The organism is Streptomyces sp. NPDC004134 (genome assembly GCF_042874195.1).
In the GTDB taxonomy this organism is placed as follows: domain Bacteria; phylum Actinomycetota; class Actinomycetes; order Streptomycetales; family Streptomycetaceae; genus Streptomyces.
Genome location: NZ_JBIAMS010000006.1, coordinates 230007 through 245317, shown reverse-complemented (window position 1 = coordinate 245317; position 15311 = coordinate 230007). Strand labels below are relative to the sequence as shown.

At 75.7% G+C, this 15311-nt stretch carries 13 protein-coding genes and 1 pseudogene; 7 read left to right on the top strand and 7 right to left on the bottom strand.

What is annotated here, in order from left to right; translation table 11 throughout:
- The first annotated feature begins 75 nt into the window (after window positions 1–75).
- Window positions 76–531, top strand: a complete 456-nt coding sequence (locus ACFYVJ_RS11315; protein ID WP_388889119.1) for a PaaI family thioesterase — start codon at window positions 76–78, stop codon at window positions 529–531.
- A gap of 39 nt (window positions 532–570) precedes the next feature.
- Window positions 571–954 carry a hypothetical protein gene (locus tag ACFYVJ_RS11310; RefSeq protein ID WP_388889116.1) on the top strand — a complete coding sequence of 128 codons (384 nt, stop codon included), beginning with the start codon at window positions 571–573 and terminating at the stop codon, window positions 952–954.
- A gap of 41 nt (window positions 955–995) precedes the next feature.
- Here ACFYVJ_RS11310 and ACFYVJ_RS11305 read toward each other — a convergent pair whose 3' ends face one another.
- Window positions 996–1667 carry a response regulator gene (locus tag ACFYVJ_RS11305; RefSeq protein ID WP_388889114.1) on the bottom strand — a complete coding sequence of 224 codons (672 nt, stop codon included), beginning with the start codon at window positions 1665–1667 and terminating at the stop codon, window positions 996–998.
- On the bottom strand, window positions 1654–2973 hold the full coding sequence (locus tag ACFYVJ_RS11300) for a sensor histidine kinase (RefSeq protein ID WP_388889112.1): 1320 nt from the start codon (window positions 2971–2973) through the stop codon (window positions 1654–1656). The genes ACFYVJ_RS11305 and ACFYVJ_RS11300 overlap by 14 nt, the downstream gene beginning before the upstream one ends.
- A 153-nt stretch (window positions 2974–3126) precedes the next feature.
- On the opposite strand from ACFYVJ_RS11300, the gene ACFYVJ_RS11295 reads away from it, so the two are divergent.
- Both ACFYVJ_RS11295 and ACFYVJ_RS11290 read left to right on the top strand, forming a co-directional pair.
- The gene (locus ACFYVJ_RS11295) at window positions 3127–5328 is read left to right on the top strand and encodes an MMPL family transporter (RefSeq protein WP_388889110.1); all 2202 of its coding nucleotides are present in this window, start codon (window positions 3127–3129) and stop codon (window positions 5326–5328) included.
- A 39-nt stretch (window positions 5329–5367) separates the two neighbouring features.
- Window positions 5368–5667 (top strand): annotated as a pseudogene (locus ACFYVJ_RS11290) (RNA polymerase sigma factor); the annotation flags it as partial.
- A 12-nt stretch (window positions 5668–5679) separates the two neighbouring features.
- Here ACFYVJ_RS11290 and ACFYVJ_RS11285 read toward each other — a convergent pair.
- The 5 genes from ACFYVJ_RS11285 to ACFYVJ_RS11265 all read right to left on the bottom strand — a co-directional run bounded on the left by ACFYVJ_RS11285 (window position 5680) and on the right by ACFYVJ_RS11265 (window position 9901).
- Window positions 5680–6216: a hypothetical protein gene (locus ACFYVJ_RS11285; RefSeq protein WP_388889107.1), complete on the bottom strand. Its 537-nt coding sequence runs from the start codon at window positions 6214–6216 to the stop codon at window positions 5680–5682.
- A gap of 131 nt (window positions 6217–6347) precedes the next feature.
- A complete protein-coding gene (locus ACFYVJ_RS11280) occupies window positions 6348–7076 on the bottom strand; it encodes a PH domain-containing protein (protein ID WP_388889104.1) in 729 nt (242 codons plus the stop codon).
- A 92-nt stretch (window positions 7077–7168) separates the two neighbouring features.
- Window positions 7169–7735 (bottom strand): hypothetical protein, encoded by a 567-nt coding sequence (locus ACFYVJ_RS11275; RefSeq protein WP_388889101.1) that lies wholly within the window; start codon window positions 7733–7735, stop codon window positions 7169–7171.
- Window positions 7723–8184 (bottom strand): hypothetical protein, encoded by a 462-nt coding sequence (locus tag ACFYVJ_RS11270; RefSeq protein ID WP_388889099.1) that lies wholly within the window; start codon window positions 8182–8184, stop codon window positions 7723–7725. Before ACFYVJ_RS11270 ends, ACFYVJ_RS11275 begins: the two co-directional genes overlap by 13 nt.
- Before the next feature lie 259 nt (window positions 8185–8443).
- Entirely contained in the window at window positions 8444–9901 is a 1458-nt protein-coding gene (locus tag ACFYVJ_RS11265; RefSeq protein ID WP_388889096.1) for an MFS transporter, read from the bottom strand.
- A 213-nt stretch (window positions 9902–10114) separates the two neighbouring features.
- Here ACFYVJ_RS11265 and ACFYVJ_RS11260 point away from each other — a divergent pair, with 213 nt between their 5' ends.
- The 3 genes from ACFYVJ_RS11260 to ACFYVJ_RS11250 all read left to right on the top strand — a co-directional run bounded on the left by ACFYVJ_RS11260 (window position 10115) and on the right by ACFYVJ_RS11250 (window position 15300).
- Complete coding sequence (locus ACFYVJ_RS11260; protein WP_388889093.1) at window positions 10115–11314, top strand: serine hydrolase domain-containing protein; 1200 nt, start codon at window positions 10115–10117, stop codon at window positions 11312–11314.
- A 246-nt stretch (window positions 11315–11560) separates the two neighbouring features.
- On the top strand, window positions 11561–13381 hold the full coding sequence (locus tag ACFYVJ_RS11255) for a serine/threonine-protein kinase (RefSeq protein ID WP_388889090.1): 1821 nt from the start codon (window positions 11561–11563) through the stop codon (window positions 13379–13381).
- Window positions 13378–15300: a serine/threonine-protein kinase gene (locus ACFYVJ_RS11250; protein WP_388889087.1), complete on the top strand. Its 1923-nt coding sequence runs from the start codon at window positions 13378–13380 to the stop codon at window positions 15298–15300. Before ACFYVJ_RS11255 ends, ACFYVJ_RS11250 begins: the two co-directional genes overlap by 4 nt.
- Window positions 15301–15311: the final 11 nt, after the last annotated feature.

The following is a 15311-nucleotide window of genomic DNA, read 5'->3' as shown; positions in this document are numbered from 1 at the left end:
GATACGCTGCGCACCACTCGGGGGCCGTCGGCGCCACGCCGGCGGCCCGGGCCGCGCCGCTTCGGGAGGAGATCCGTGGAGGACGAGTCGCAGTCAGGGGAAGCGAGCCCGGCGGTGCGGAAGCGGGTGCGGGAGAGCTTCGGCCGGCAGGGCCTGATGCGCCATCTCGGGGCGCGGATCTCCCTGATCGCGCCGGGCCGCGTGCACATCGTGCTGCCCGCGCGGCCCGAAGTCACCCAGCAGCACGGCTACTTCCACGCGGGTGCCACGAGCGCGATCGCGGACAGCGCGGGCGGGTACGCCGGGTACACGCTCTTCCCCGAGGACGCCGACGTCCTCACCGTCGAGTACAAGATCAACCTCCTGGCGCCCGCGGTGGGCGCACACCTGGAGGCGGTGGGGACGGTGCTGAAGTCCGGGCGCACCCTGACGGTGTGCGGTCTGGAGGTCTTCGGGCACCGTGCGGACGGCGTACGCAAGCTCGTCGCCAACGGCCAGCAGACGCTGATCCGCGTGCCGCGGGAGCGATGACCCCGCGTAGGCTGACCGCGACCTTGTGGGGGGTTTCCGATGCGCCGGACGCTTGCGGGCTGTGCCGTTCCGATCGCTCTGCTGGCCGGGTGCTCCGGGTCCGGTGAACTCGACCCCGTCACCGGTGAGTGGGCGGCCGACGGCGCGCAGCCCGGGGGCTTCGCGCACTTCGCGGACGGCGCGACGATCAGCGTCGACGGCGGCGAGGCCACGCTCGGTACGCCGCCTTCGAGCCTGTGCGGCGGCGCGAACGTGGAGGCCACGGGCGACGGCCGCTTCCGGATCGCCTTCGCCGGCTCCGGCTCGTGCGTCACGGTCGACGTGCCGGTGAGCCTGGACGTCCGGGTCGACGGCGACACCCTCCGGGCCACCCCGGCCGGCGCCCCCGGCGACGCGGTGTACCGCTTCCGCCGCGCGGACTGAGCGGACTGAACGGCGGCGGGCGACCGCCGGCCCGGGCCGCGTCAGCCGATGCGGCGGGCGAGGAGGGCGGCCTGGGCGCGGTCGCGGCAGCCGGTCTTGGCCAGGAGTCGGCTGACGTGGCTCTTCACCGTGTGCTCCGAGACGACGAGGCGGGCCGCGATCTCCGCGTTGCTCAACCCCTCGCCGATCAGGGTGAGTACGTCGTGCTCGCGCGGGGTGAGGCCGGCGACGCGGTCCAGGCCCGTGCGGCGGGTGCGGCGGCCGGCGGCGTAGTCCTGGATGAGTCGGCGGGCGACGCTGGGGCTGAGCGCGCCGTCGCCCGCGGCCGTGGCCTCGACGGCGGCGGTGATCTGTTCGTACGACGCGCTCTTGAGCAGGAAGCCGCTCGCGCCGCCGGTGAGGGCCTCGTCCACGTACTCGTCCATGTCGAAGGTCGTGAGCATCAGCACCCTCGTACGGTCCAGAAGCCCGCCCTCCGCGAGCCGGGCCAGCGCCCACAGCCCGTCGTGGCCCGGCATGCGCACGTCGAGCATGAGGACGTCAGGCGCGAGGTCGCGGGCCAGCCGCAGGGCGTGGTCGCCGTCGCCCGCGGTGCCGACGACGGCGAAGCCGGGGCGGGCTTCGAGCATCAGGCGCAGCCCGTCGCGTACGACGCGCTCGTCGTCGGCGATGACGACGCGGACGGCGGCGGCCCCGGGGTCAGCGTTCGGCACCGACGGACCCTCCCTTCGGGGACGCCGGCGGGGAGCCCGCCGAGGGTGCCGCCGAGGAATCCGCCGGGACCGGCGCCGGGACTGCCGCCGGGATCGTGGCCGGGACCGCCGCCGGGATCGTGGCCGTGACGGCGAAGCGGCCGTCCGGTGCCGGGCCCGCGGTGAGGTCGCCGCCGAGGGCCGCGATGCGCTCGCGCAGCCCGGTGAGCCCGACGCCGCTGCCGGGGGAGGGGGCGTGGCCGGGCGGCGGCGGGCCGCAGTCGACGCGTATCCGGGTGCCGCGCGCGTCGGCGCCGACCCGGATCTCGACCTCTCCCCCGGGAGCGTGGCGGCGGGCGTTGGTCAGCGACTCCTGGATCAGCCGGTACGCCGCGAGCTGCACGGGACGCGGCAGCGCGGCGGCCGGCTCGCCGATCTCCAGGCGCACCCGGCCGCCCGCCCGCTCCGCGGCCGCGACCAGCCGCGGCACGTCGGCCAGCCGGGGCGCGGGGCTGCGCGGAGCCGCCTCGCCGGTCTGGTCGCGCAGGACGCCCAGCATGTCGCGCATCTCCGTGGTCGCCTGCCGGCCCGCGCTCGCGACGGCGTCGATGCCCTCGCGCGCCCAGTCCGGCAGTTCGCCGGAGCGTGCCCGCAGCGTCTCGGCGTGCAGCACCAGCAGCGTGAGGGAGTGCGCCGCGACGTCGTGCATGTCGCGGGCGATCCGCACCCGTTCGGCCGCCGCCGCCCGCTCCGCGAGCAGCGCCTGCTCGCGCTGGGCGTCCGCCGCGCGCCGCTCGGCGGCGGCCAGTTCCTCGCGACGGGCCCGCGCGGCGAGCCCCAGCGCCCAGGCGGCGGGCAGCGGGGCGAGCACGGCCAGCACGTCGGAGCCGCCGCGCCAGTCGTCGGCCGCCGTGGCGTGGTTGACCACCACGGCGAGGGCGACGAGCGCCGCGCCGCCGCCCAGGGCGAGCGCGGAGTGCCGCGGCGGCGCGTGGGCCCCGGCCGCGTAGAGCGCGAACGCCAGCGGCAGGACGGCCAGCGGGGTCAGGCCCACCTCGGCCCACGCGCAGGCCACTTCGGCGACGACCAGCGCGACCAGCACGGCGGCCAGCGCCGCCAGCGGGCGGCGCCTGCGTACGGCGAGGCCGAGGGCGGCGGCGAGGCCGTAGCCGGCGAGGGCGAGCCAGCCGGCGGCGGAGCTGTCGGTGGTGGCCTGGTCGAGGAACGCCGGCGCCAGCGCCGCCGCCACCACGGCGATCTCCAGCGCCGCCACGGACCCGGGGCGGGCGGCGGTGAGCAGGGCGGGGGTGTCGGGCGTCGCGGTCATCGTGCCGAGCGTACGGGGACGGAAGGCGGGCCGGCGCCGTCCGCGGGAGCGATCCGCGGCGGCGGCGACTGGTCCCTGAGAGTGAGAAGGGCGCGGGGCGATGGGCTCGCGGCGGCGATGCCCGCGCGGGCCCGCCTCGCGCTCAATGGCCTCATGGCAGCGAACGCGAAGATCCCCAACGACCCCGCCCCGCCCCCGGGTACGCACCCCGGACCGACCCCCGGGCCGCCTCCCGGGCCGCCTCCCGGGCCGCACCCCGGTCCCACCCGCCTGGGCCGGACGCTGCGGCGGACGAAGTGGCTCGTGGTGCTGGTGTGGCTGGGGCTGGCCGCCGCCGGCACCGTCCTGGCCGCCGGGCTCGGCGACGTCCAGCGCGACGACGCCGCCGCGTACCTGCCCAGCGGCTACGAGTCCAGCGTCGTCGCCGAGTTGACGGAACCCGACGCGGACCACCCGCGGGCCGAGACCGCCCTCGTCGTCTTCAGCCGGGAGCGGGGACCGCTCACCGACGCCGACCGCGCGGCCGTCACCGCCGGCCGCACGGCGCTGGCCGCCGTCGACGCCCCGGGCGTCGGACAGCCCGGCGCACCGGTGCTCTCCGACGACGGCCGGGCCGCCCTCGTCCCCGTACGCATCCAGCCCGAACACGCCGACGACGAGCGGCTGGAGAACGGCGTGGCCGCGCTGCGGACCGCGCTCGACGGCATCGGGGACTCCGGCCTGCGCGTCCAGGTCGCCGGCGAGGCCGCCCTCGGCGTCGACAACAGCGGCGGCGACGTGGACGCGGCGCTCATGCTCACCTCCATGGTGATCGTGGCGGTCCTGCTGCTGCTCACGTACCGCAGCCCGGTGCTGTGGCTCGTACCGCTGCTCGCCGCGCTGGCCGCCGTGCTGACCGCGCGCGGCGCGGCGTACGGGCTCGCCAGGGCCGGGCTGTCGGTCACGGACCTGTCGTCCGCCATCCTCATCGTCCTGGTCTTCGGCGCCGCCACCGACTACGCGCTGCTGCTCCTGGCCCGCTACCGCGAGGAACTCGCCCGCCACCCCGACCGGCACGAGGCCATGGCCGAGGCGCTGCGCCGCACCACCCCCGCGATCGTCGCCAGCGCGGGCACCGTCGTCGCGGGACTGCTGTGCCTGCTGGTCGCCGACCTCGCCGGGCTGCGCGGCCTCGGCCCGGTGGCCGCGTCCGGCATCGCGGTCGCGCTGCTCGCCATGCTCACGCTGCTGCCGGCGCTGCTGGTGTGCGCGGGCCGCTGGCTGCTGTGGCCGCGCAGCCCGTACCCCGGGAAGCCGCGCGGCGCGGACAGCCACCGCATGTGGAGCGCGCTCGGCAGCCGCGTCGTCCGGCGGCCGCTGCGCTACGCGGTCCTGACCACCCTGGCCCTGGCCGCAGGCGCGGTCGGGCTGACCGGGCTGCACACCTCCGCCGACCCGCTGGACAAGGTGCCGCCGTCCGCCGAGTCCGCCGCCGGGCAGCGGGTGCTCACCGGCCACTTCCCCGACGGGGTCTCCGCACCCCTGACCGTCGTCCTGCCCGCCGACGCCGCGCCGCGCACCCTCCGCGCCGCCGAACGCACCGCCGCGGCCCTGCCCGGGGTCGCCGCCGCGGAACCCGGCGACCCGGTCGCCGGACGGCCCACCGTGCGCGTGGAGCTGGACGCCGACCCGTACGGCGACGCCGCCCGCGACACCATCCGCCAACTCCGCCTCGACCTCGCCCGCGTCACCGACGGCGCCCTCGTCGGCGGCACCCCCGCCGTCCAGCTCGACTACCGCAGTGCGGCGCTCGACGACACCCGGCGCATCGTCCCGCTCGTGCTGCTCGCCGTCGCCGCCATCCTCACCCTGCTGCTGCGCTCCCTGGTCGCCCCGCTGGTGCTGATGGCCGCGAACGTCCTGTCGTTCGCCGCCTCACTGGGGCTGGCGACGCTGGTCTTCGACCACGTGATGGGCTTCGGCGGCGTGGCCGCGGACCTCTTCGTCTACATCTTCGTGTTCCTCGTCGCGCTGGGCGTCGACTACACGATCTTCCTGATGGAGCGCGTCCGCGAGGAACGCCGCCACGCCCCCACCCGCGAGGCCGTCCACCGCGGCCTCACGGCCACCGGCGGCGTCATCACCGCCGCGGGCCTGGTGCTGGCCGGCACGTTCGCCGCCCTGGGCCAGATCCCGGACGTGACGGTCGCGGAGGTCGGCATCGCGGTGGCGATCGGCGTCCTGATCGACACCTTCCTCGTACGCTCCCTGCTGATCCCGGCCGCGGTCACCCTCCTCGGCGAGAAGACCTGGTGGCCGTCCCGCCCGCCACGACACCACGCCGGTGCGGCCGGACGGTCAGCGGCGCGGCACTGAGCGGAGGAACGGGACCGAGCTCGTTCCGGCCGGAGATCCGACACCGACTGGTCGCAGGTCGTCGCCCTGTACGACCAGCTCGTACGGATCGATCCCTCGCCGGTCGTCGCACTCAACCGGGCCGTCGCGGTCGCCGAGATCGACGGACCCGACGTGGCGCTGGCCGCCGTCGACGGGCTCGCGGACGGCCTCGCCGGCTACCACGCCTTCCACGCCACCCGCGCCGACCTGCTGGGCCGCGGCGGCGCGGCGCGGGCGGCGTACGACCGGGCGATCGAGCTGGCGGGCAACACCGCCGAGACCGCCTATCTGACCCGCCGCCGCGGCGAGTTGGGCTGAGGCGGCAGGCGGTCAGCGGTCGTCGGTGTCCGCGAAGGTCTCGCTGATCATGCGGGTGGCGAAGTCGGGGTCGTCGGTGAGGCGGTTGATGTACTCGGCGAGCAGCAGGGCGGTCGCCTCCAGGGGGTTCATCTCGTCCCGCGACCAGTCGCCGAACTGCCGCCGCCACAGGCTGGGGCTGAGCCCCGTGCCCGCGGCGACGAGCAGCCCCGCCATGGTCGGGATCGTCTCGGCGCGGATGCTCGCGGGCATCATGCGCAGCGACGCCACGAGGTTGGGCACCACGTACTCCACGACGTCCTTGTGCTGCGCCTCGTGGGCCATCCGCAGCCACTTCATGAACATGAAGATGAGCGTGCACGTGCCGTCCAGCACGTCGTCGACGCCCTGCGGGCCCATGGCGCCGGTGAGCTGGCCGACGAGCGCCCGCTGCTCGGCGTCCGTCCCGGTCCTGCCGTCGCGGATGCCCTTGAGCTGGGAGTCGATGAGCATGAGGGCGGCGCCCACATCGCCGGCGGACGCGTACCTGGGGTCGCAGGGCGATGTCATGGGACTCCTCACCGGATGATTAGCATATGTAGCTCTACGTGGTTGTACCGTAGACCCTGCGTGAGGTGGGGAGTCCGGGGTTCACTCGTCAGGGTGGCGCACCGGGGCGGGGAGGGGCGCGAACGGCCGGGTCAGCGCGCCTCGTTGAGCGCGCGGAGCTGCCGGCGGTACGACAGCGCCGCGGTCACCGCGAACACCAGCGGCAGCCCGGCGCCCATGACGGTGTACGGCGCGAGGACCGTCTCCAGGAGGTCCGGCAGGCTCACGAAGAGCGGCAGGAGCATCAGCACGACCAGCGGGAAGAACGACACGAACGTCCAGGCGAAGGCCACCACCATCGCCGAGCGCCGGGCGGCCAGCCGGTCGATCCGGTCGGCGGCGGCCGGGTCCGGCGTCCAGTCCTCGCCGCGCAGCCGCTCCCAGTCCGCGCACAGCGCGTGGAACTCGCGGTCGACGTCGACGTGGCGGTCGTCGAGGTACGGCAGTTGCAGCCGGCTGCCGTCCGGCCCGTACGCGCAGGTGAGTATCTCCGGCGCGTGACTCTGGGTGCCGGCGCCGGGGTTGGGCTCGATCCGCAGGTCCTGGATCTGCGCCCAGGCCAGGGCGCGCTGCCGGACGACCCCGCGGACCTTGATCCCCTCCTCGTCGGCGGTGGTCGCGCAGCGCAGGGCGCCCCGCACGAGGAAGACCACGAGCAGCAGGACGGCCCCGCCGGCGGCCACGCGGACCTGCCGGGGGACGTCCTCGACGAGCAGCAAGGGAATCACGCCGGCCACCGACGCGAGGGCCACCGCCGTGATCATCGCCCCGGCCTGGGCCGCGCTGATCCGGTACGTCCGCGGCAACCCGTCCTGGCTCATGCGCCGTTCCCTCCCCGCCGTCCGGGTTCCGGCCGCCGGCCGCACCGCACATGCTGCCCCGGCGGGCACGCCCCGTCGAGTGCCGGCCGGCCCTAGCGCGCGACCTTTCCGCCCTCGATGCGGGTCTCGCCGAGCGGCGTCGCGTCGCGGAACTCCGGCAGCGTCATCGGCTTGTCGTAGAGGAAGAAGCTCTGGTTGCTGCCGATGGTGAACTCCATGTACGCGCCGGTGGTGGCGTCGAAGCCGTAGTACGCGCTGCACTGGCCGCCCGAGTAGTAGACGCCGTCCATGCCGGGCGCCGTCTTCGTCACCATGCCGCTGTTGGACGAGTCGACGTCCTCCGGCGGGGTGAGCATGGCGCAGTACGAGACCGGCAGCCCTTCGAGGACGAAGTAGCCGTACTCGCCGTTGGCGTTCTGCAGGTAGACGTACGACAGCTTGCCGGGCTTCTCCCAGTTGTCGACCCACTTGTTGATGGTCTCCCGCGTCGGCGAGTACCGCATCGCGTCCGCCGGCTGGCGCTGGACCAGCCGGTCGTAGCCGGACTGCTTGGTCCGCGACTCCTGGGCCTGCGAGGAGTCGTCCGTGCAGGCCGCGGCGGTGAACGCGAGGGCTGCGGTCGCGGCGAGGGCGGTGAGGACACGGGTCAGGCGGCGCACGAGGTCTCCTTCGCGTCGGTGCTCAGCTCGGCGGGCAGCCCGGCGTCCTTGAACGCCGCGCGGTGCTCCTGCCGGGACTTGGCGTTGTAGTCGTTGACCAGCTCGGACCGGGCGGCGCGCAGCGCGGTGAGGGAGGTGGTGATCTGATCGGTGCGGTACTCGGACGGCTTGGTGTCCAGCTCGTCCCGGAGCGCGCCGATCTCGTCCTCCTTCGTCTGCACCGCCGCGCACAGGTCGAAGAACTCCTCGTACGTGGAGATGCGGAACTCGCCCGAGCCCACGGTGCGCTCGCGCGCCTCCGCCGCGCCGCGGAAGGGCGCGGTGGACCAGGCCGCCCCGCCCCAGGCGAAGACGCCGGCGACGTAGACGAGGGCGAGCAGCACGATCCCGGCGAGCGTGTAGCGCAGGGCGCGGCTGCCTTCGGCGAACACTCGTGAGTCGGTGGGCACGGGTCCTCCTCGCGGTCGGGCGCGGCCGGGCCGGGTGCCCGGTCGTGCGCGCGGCTGGCGCGGCCCGTCCCCCCGCCGCTGCGGGTGGAGGGGAGCCGGCCGGTACGGTCCGTGTCCGTCCGGCCGCCGCCGCCTGCTCAGTTGTACTGCGCGGGTCCCGGGACTCCTCCCGAGCACACGTGCGGGGTACGGGCCACGGCCCCGCCGTGCGGCGGTGAACCGTGGCCCGTACCCCGGTGGTGCGGCGCGGCGGCCGCCGTCAGAGGCGTACCTCCTCGGCACCCGCACCCGCACCCGCGTCCGCACCGGCCCCGGCGCCACCGGCCGCCGGGCGGCTGCCGCGGCGGCCCATGAACAGCACGGTCAGCAGCGCACCCGCCGCCGCCACCGCGGCGGCGCCGGTGAACGCGGCGCTGAACCCGTCGGTGAGCGCCGGCAGGTCGCCGAGGCGGTCGGCGCCTTGCGAGGTGGCCAGCGCGGTCAGCGCCGCGAGGCCGAGGGCGGAGCCCACCTGGTACGTGGTGTTGACGATGCCGGACGCCAGCCCGGCCTGCTCCTGCGGGACGCCGGACATCGCGGCCATCAGCCCCGGGATGTACGCCAGCGACATGCCCAGCGCGGCGACCAGCGAGGCCGGCAGGACGTCGGCCGCGAACGACCCGGTGGGCTCGACCGCCGACAGCCACAGCAGTCCGGCCGCCAGCGTCAGCAGCCCGCCGGCCAGCAGCGGCTTGGGCCCGAACCGGCCGAGCAGCCGGGCGGAGAGCAGGGTCATGACGACCATCAGCAGCCCGGTCATGGGCAGCAGCGCGGCGCCGGAGGCGAAGGCCCCGTAGCCGAGGACCTGCTGGAGGTAGAGGTTGAGGAAGTACCACATCGGGATCCAGGCGGCGCCGAGCAGCACCATGGCCAGGTTCGCGGACGCCAGCCGCGGCGTACGCCACACGCCCAGCGGCATGAGCGGCGAGCGGGCGGTGCGCTGGATCACCAGGAAGAGCGCCAGCAGGGCCGCGGCGCCGGCCAGTTGGACAAGGGTGCCGGCGGCGCCCCAGCCCACCTCGGGGGCCCGGACGACGGCGAAGACCGCGAGCGCGAGCCCGGCGGTGACGGCGCCGGCGCCGAGCACGTCCACGCCGCCGCGGCGGGGCTGGACGGACGGCAGCAGGCCGGTGGCGAGCAGGGTGGCGACGCCGATGGGCACGTAGATGATGAAGATCCACGGCCAGCTCAGCCACTCGGTGAACACGCCGCCGAGGAATACCCCGGCGGTGCCGCCGGCCGGGGCGGCGGCACCGTAGAGGGCGAGCGCCTTGCCCAGTTCACGCGGGTCGTGGCTGAAGAGGATCATCAGCAGGGTCATCGCGGACGGCGCGATGAGCGCCCCGCCGACGCCCTGTACGGCGCGCCCGGCGATCTCGACCGCGGCGCTCTGCGCCGCCGCGGCCACCACGGAGCCGGCGATGAGCACGCCCCAGCCGGTGACGAACACGCGCCGGGCGCCGAGGAGGTCGGAGAGTCGGCCGCCGAGGAGCAGCAGGCCGCCGAAGGCGACGACGTAGGCGTTGAAGACCCACTGCAGATCGCCGGGCGAGAAGCCCAGGTCGCGCTGCATCTCGGGGAGCGCGACGCCGATGATCGAGGTGTCCATGATGACCATGAACTGCGCGGTGGCGAGCACGAGCAGTGCCCACCAGCGGCGGGGGTTGGCGGATGACATGGCAGTACGCCTCCTCTGAGTGGATACCCCCTGGGGGTATACGAGGAAGATATAACATTACCCCTGGGGGGTATGCAAGTCCGGGGTGGCTGAGGGTGCCGTCCGGGACGGGGTGGGGGTGATCCCTGACGCCTTCGGCTCGCGGCGCCTGTTGACTGCGGTCAACGGCGCGCGGCGACCGCCGCGGGCCGTACGTGACTGAGGGGGATCGACATGACCGAGGGCACACGCGCGACGGGGCGTCGCTGGGCGCTGCTCGCCGCGGTGGGGGCGCTGGTCGCGGGCGGTATCGCACCCGCCGCCGCGCTGGACGCCGGGCAGCGGGACGCCGGGTTACCCGCCGCGCACGACGGCACGCAGGCGGCGCTGGACGCGATCGTCGCGGAGGGCACCCCGGGCGCGCTCGCCGCGGTGCGCGACGGGCGGCAGCGGTGGTACGGGAGCGCCGGGGTGGCGGACCTGGCGACGGGCGAGCCGCGGCGGGACCGCGACCGGTTCCGGGTGGGCAGCCTGACCAAGACGTTCACCGCCACGGTGCTGCTGCAACTCGACGCCCGGGGGGTGCTCTCGCTGGACGACACGGTCGAGCGCTGGCTCCCCGGCGTCGTACGCGGCAACGGCAACGACGGCCGCAAGATCACCGTGCGCCAACTGCTCAACCACACCAGCGGGATCTTCAACTACAACCGCGACGAGGGCTTCCTCGCCAAGTTCACCGGCGAGTCCTTCCTGGAACACCGCTACGACGGTGCCACCCCGGAAGAGCTGGTCGAGATCGGCCTGTCCCACCCGCCGCTCTTCGCCCCGGGCACCGGCTGGGAGTACTCCGACACCAACTACATCCTCGCCGGCATGGTCATCGAGAGCGCGACGGGCGACGACTACGCCTCCCAGGTCGACCGGTGGATCGTGGAGCCGCTGGAGCTGCGGGCCACCTCCGTGCCCGGCTCCTCCGCCGCGGTGCCGCGCCCCCACGGCCGGCACTACTCCAAGCTCTACGAGGAGGACCCGAACGCCCCGGTCCACGACGTCACCGAGTTCAACCCCACCGTCGCCGGGAGCGCCGGTCAGATCATCTCCGCCACCGGCGATCTGAACCGCTTCTACGCGGCCCTGCTGAGCGGTGAACTGCTGCCCCGCGAGCAGTTGGGCGAGATGCTCACCACCGTGCCCATCGAGTCGGAGGAGCCGGGTGCGAGCGGCGCCACCACCGCCGCGTACGGCCTCGGCATCCGGTCCGACCGGCTCTCCTGCGGGGTCACGGTCTGGGGCCACGGCGGGCAGGTGCCCGGCTCCCTGTCCCGGGCGGCGGCGACCCGCGACGGGCGCCACGTGCTCACCATGAACCGGAACGGCGACTGGGGTGCCCAGGAGGGGGAGAACGCGGTGCTGGAGGCCGAGTTCTGCGACTGACGGCCGGAGGGCCGCCCCGCCGGGAGCGGGGCGGCCCTCGCCGTGTGGCCGCCGGTGCGGTCCGCCTCTCCCGGGGCCCGTGGGGCGGTCGCCGCGCGGGGGCGCGGGCGGCGCGCAACCGCCGGTCGGGATGCCTGCGTCCGAGAGGGGTACGGACCGGGTGCCGCCCGCGCCCGCGCGGGTAGCCTGCTCCCGGCGCGCGCCGAACGGGCCGTGCGCCGGGGCGACTTGGGGGGAGTGCCGGGGATGACGGGGGAACCACCGGTCGGCGTGCCGCAGGCGGCGCCGGCCGAGGTCGGGCCGTACCGGATCGTCAGACGGCTGGGCGCCGGAGGCATGGGGCAGGTGTATCTGGCGCGCTCCGCCGCCGGCCGCCCGGTGGCGGTCAAGACGGTGGACTCCGGCGGCCCGGTCACCGACGACGCGCGGCGCCGGTTCGCCCGCGAGGTCGCCCTGGCCCGCCGGGTGAGCGGGGCGTACACGGCGGCCGTCGTCGACGCGGACCCGGACGCGGCGGTGCCGTGGATGGCGACGGAGTACGTGCCCGCCCCTTCGCTGGCGGAACTGGTCCGTACCCGCGGCCCGCTGCCCGCCGACGCCGCGCAGTGGGTCGCGGCCGGCACGGCGGAGGCACTGGCGGCGCTGCACGCCGAGGGGATCGTGCACCGCGACCTGAAGCCGTCGAACGTGCTGCTGCCCGTGGCGGGTCCGCGCCTCATCGACTTCGGCATCTCGCGCCCCGCCGACCTCACCCGTACGACCGTCAGCCTGGGCAGCGTCGCCTTCAGCGCCCCGGAGCAGGCGCGCGGCGAGCCCAGCACGCCGGCCGCCGACCTGTACGCGCTGGGCGCCACGGTGTTCTACCTCGTCACCGGCCGCCCCCCGTACGCCGACACCGCGGACTTCTTCCGGCTGCTGCCTCGCGTGGCCAGGGCCGAGCAGGACCTGACCGGGCTGCCGCCCGAGCTGGCGGAGGCGGTGCTGCCGTGCCTGCGGGCGGAGGCCGCCGAGCGGCCGGACGCGGCGGCGGTCGTCGCCGAGTTCGGCTCCCGGCTGGCGGCGCGGCCGGGTGCGGCGGGCGGCGGGGACTGGCTGCCGGGGGAGTGGCTGGCGGCGATCCGCGAGCGGGAAGCGGGCGAGGACGGCGGCTCACCGGGTGCGGCAGCGGGCGGTACGCAGTCCGCGGGCCCGGAGTCCGCGGGCCCGGAGTCCGGCGGTACGGACCGGACCCGGATCGCCGGTGACGTGGCCCGTACGGCGGAGGCGCCCGGCGGCGCCCCGGCCGCACCAGCCCCCGCGCGGCCCCCGCTCCGGCGCCGCCGGCTGACGTGGCTGGTCGCCTCCGCCGCGGTCGTCGCCGTCGCCGTGTCCTCGATCGTGCTCGTCGCCCTGGCCGACGACGACGGCCGGAAGCTCCCGCCCACGGCCGCGGACGGCGGTGCCGGAGCCGACGGCGCCGCGGACCGCGACCCGCCCGCAGACGACGCGGCGGACCCGGACGGGAAGGACGAGGCGGACCGGGAGCCCGAGGACCCGTACGCCGCGCTCGAAACGAAGGAGGACGTGGCGAGCGCCAAGCTCATCGACTCCGCGCGCAAGGGCGACTGCCTGACGGTCCACTACGCCGTCATCGGCTTCGAGCCGGAGAAGGCCACCCCCGACAAGGTCCCCTGCGACTCGCCCCGCGCCGCCACCCTCGTCACGGGCAAGTCCGAGGGCACGTCCGACGACTGCACCGGAGGCCCGGACAGCGTGGAGTGGTCGCTGCTCGACTACGGCACCGGGCTCTGCCTGGACCGCAACTTCCAGGTCGGCGACTGCTTCCCGGTCCGTGAGTACGTCGGCGGCAACCGCGACGAGGGCTACGCCGTCTCCACCTCGCGCCGCTGGGCCGCCAACCTCGCGTCCCAGACCGACTGCTCGGGCGGCAGCCCGTCGCGGATCTTCGAGCAACTGGCCCGCGTGACCGCCGTCCATCCGGCGTCCGCCGCCGACGACGGCGTGTGCACCGACGCCTGGAAGGTGCAGAGCGGCACCCGGGCCATCTGCACGGAGGTGATCGCGTGAGCGCGGGCGAAGGCGCGGGTCCCGGCGACCGGTTCGGCCCGTACGAGGTGCTGCGGCTCCTGGGCCGCGGCGGCATGGGCGAGGTGTTCCTGGCCCGCTCGCCCGCCGGGCGGCCGGTCGCGGTGAAGACCCTGCTCTCCGAGACGGCGCCGCTGGGCGCGGCCGAGCGCGCGCGGTTCGCCCGCGAGATCGCGCTCGCCCGCAGGGCCGGCGGCCCCCACACCGCCGCGGTCATCGACGCGGACCCGGAGGCGGCCGTGCCGTGGATGGCGACGGAGTACGTCGCCGCCCCCTCGCTCGGCGAACTGGTCCGCGACTGCGGGCTGCTGACCGGCCCTGCGGCGGTCGGCTGGGTCGGCGCGGGCGTGGCCGAGGCGCTGCTCGCGCTGCACGCCGTGGGCGTCGTCCACCGGGACGTCAAGCCGTCGAACGTGCTGCTGCCCCCGGCAGGACCGAAGGTCGTCGACTTCGGCATCGCGCACGCCGCCGACCTCACCCGCACGCAGGTCACGCTCGGCACCATCGCCTTCACCTCGCCCGAGCAGGCGCGCGGCGAGCCCAGCACGGCGGCCTCCGACGTGTACGCGCTGGGCGCCACGCTCTTCCACCTCGCCACCGGGCACCCGCCGTACCCCGCGAGCGAGCCGCTGCAACTGCTGGTCAGGGTGGCCGAGGCACGCGTCGAACTCGCCGGGCTGCCACCGCAGTTGGACGACCTGATCCGCCCCTGCCTCCGGCTGGCGCCGGCCGACAGGCCCGCGGTGCGGGAGCTGCTACGGGACCTGACCGCCCGCGTCGCCGACACGCCCGGCGCGGTCGGCGGCGCGGGGCTGCTGCCGGGGGAGTGGCGGGAGAGGATCGCGGCGTACGAGCGCACGGGCGCCGCCGCGGCGGCGGAGGCGGAGACGGCCCCGGCCCTGGCGGACGCCCGCCCGGCGGAGCCGGCCGGGCAGGGCGGGCAGGGCGAACGGGCAGATCAGATCGAGCCGGCCGGGCCGGGCGAACGGGCCGAGTCGGCCGGACCGGCCGGGGGGAGCGGGCCCGGCGCCCCTGCCGCCGCCGTAACGGGCACCGGCACCCTTCCCCTGCGTGCCGATGCCCCCGAGCCCGGCCCGGGCCCCGGCGGGCCCGGTGCCGCGACGACCGCGCCCGCCCCGGTACGTACCGGCAGACGGGCCGCCACCGCACCGCTGCTGCCCTCCCGCGGACCGGCCAGACTCGCCGCGTTCACGGTCCTGCTCTGCCTCGGTGTCATCGTCGCCCTCCTCATCGACCGGCTCCCCGGCGACGCCCCCGAAGCCCGCGGTTCCGCCCCGCCCGCGTCCCCCGCCGCCGGTACGCCCGCCGCGCAGGACCCGACGCCGCCCCCCACCCCGACCCCGGCACCCACCCCGCCCAAGGACGAGATCGCCGGGGTGGAGAAGGGCGACTGCCTCAGCATCAGCCAGCCCGCCGACCGCAACCTGGCCATGTGGGACCCGTGGTCGGGCGTGGAGGAGCTGGACCCCGTGCCCTGCGGTTCCGCCAAGGCGTACATGAAGGTGACCTCGCTGCGCTGGAGCGAGACCTTCGCCGACCCGGTGTGCCCGCGCAGCGAGGCCCGCGACGAGTTCTCCGTCGACTACGACCCCGGGGACGGCAGTTACAGCGACGCCGCCGTCGCGGTCTGCGTCGCACGGCAGTTCCGGGCGGGGCAGTGCTTCCCCGGCCTCTACGCGCCCGACAATCCCTCCGACAGCGCTGCGAGTCTGCTGTCCGTGACGCGCTGCAGCAAGACGGAGATCCCCGAGATCGACAACCGCATGTACCGGATCACCGGCGTCGAACCGCTGGCGGAGCCGCAGAGCTGCCCACCGGGCTCGGACAGCTACTGGGCCTTCGAGGAACGCGGCTTCGCGCTTTGTGCGGGCATGCTCTGAACCCGCCGCGG

Excerpts from the sequence above, each read along its gene's own strand:
- ACFYVJ_RS11280 (WP_388889104.1), bottom strand. The coding sequence starts at position 7,076 with ATGAGCCAGGACGGGTTGCCGCGGACGTACCGGATCAGCGCGGCCCAG.
- ACFYVJ_RS11260 (WP_388889093.1), top strand. The coding sequence starts at position 10,115 with ATGACCGAGGGCACACGCGCGACGGGGCGTCGCTGGGCGCTGCTCGCC.
- ACFYVJ_RS11310 (WP_388889116.1), top strand. The coding sequence starts at position 571 with ATGCGCCGGACGCTTGCGGGCTGTGCCGTTCCGATCGCTCTGCTGGCC.
- ACFYVJ_RS11255 (WP_388889090.1), top strand. The coding sequence starts at position 11,561 with ATGACGGGGGAACCACCGGTCGGCGTGCCGCAGGCGGCGCCGGCCGAG.
- ACFYVJ_RS11285 (WP_388889107.1), bottom strand. The coding sequence starts at position 6,216 with ATGACATCGCCCTGCGACCCCAGGTACGCGTCCGCCGGCGATGTGGGC.
- ACFYVJ_RS11295 (WP_388889110.1), top strand. The coding sequence starts at position 3,127 with ATGGCAGCGAACGCGAAGATCCCCAACGACCCCGCCCCGCCCCCGGGT.
- ACFYVJ_RS11265 (WP_388889096.1), bottom strand. The coding sequence starts at position 9,901 with ATGTCATCCGCCAACCCCCGCCGCTGGTGGGCACTGCTCGTGCTCGCC.
- ACFYVJ_RS11300 (WP_388889112.1), bottom strand. The coding sequence starts at position 2,973 with ATGACCGCGACGCCCGACACCCCCGCCCTGCTCACCGCCGCCCGCCCC.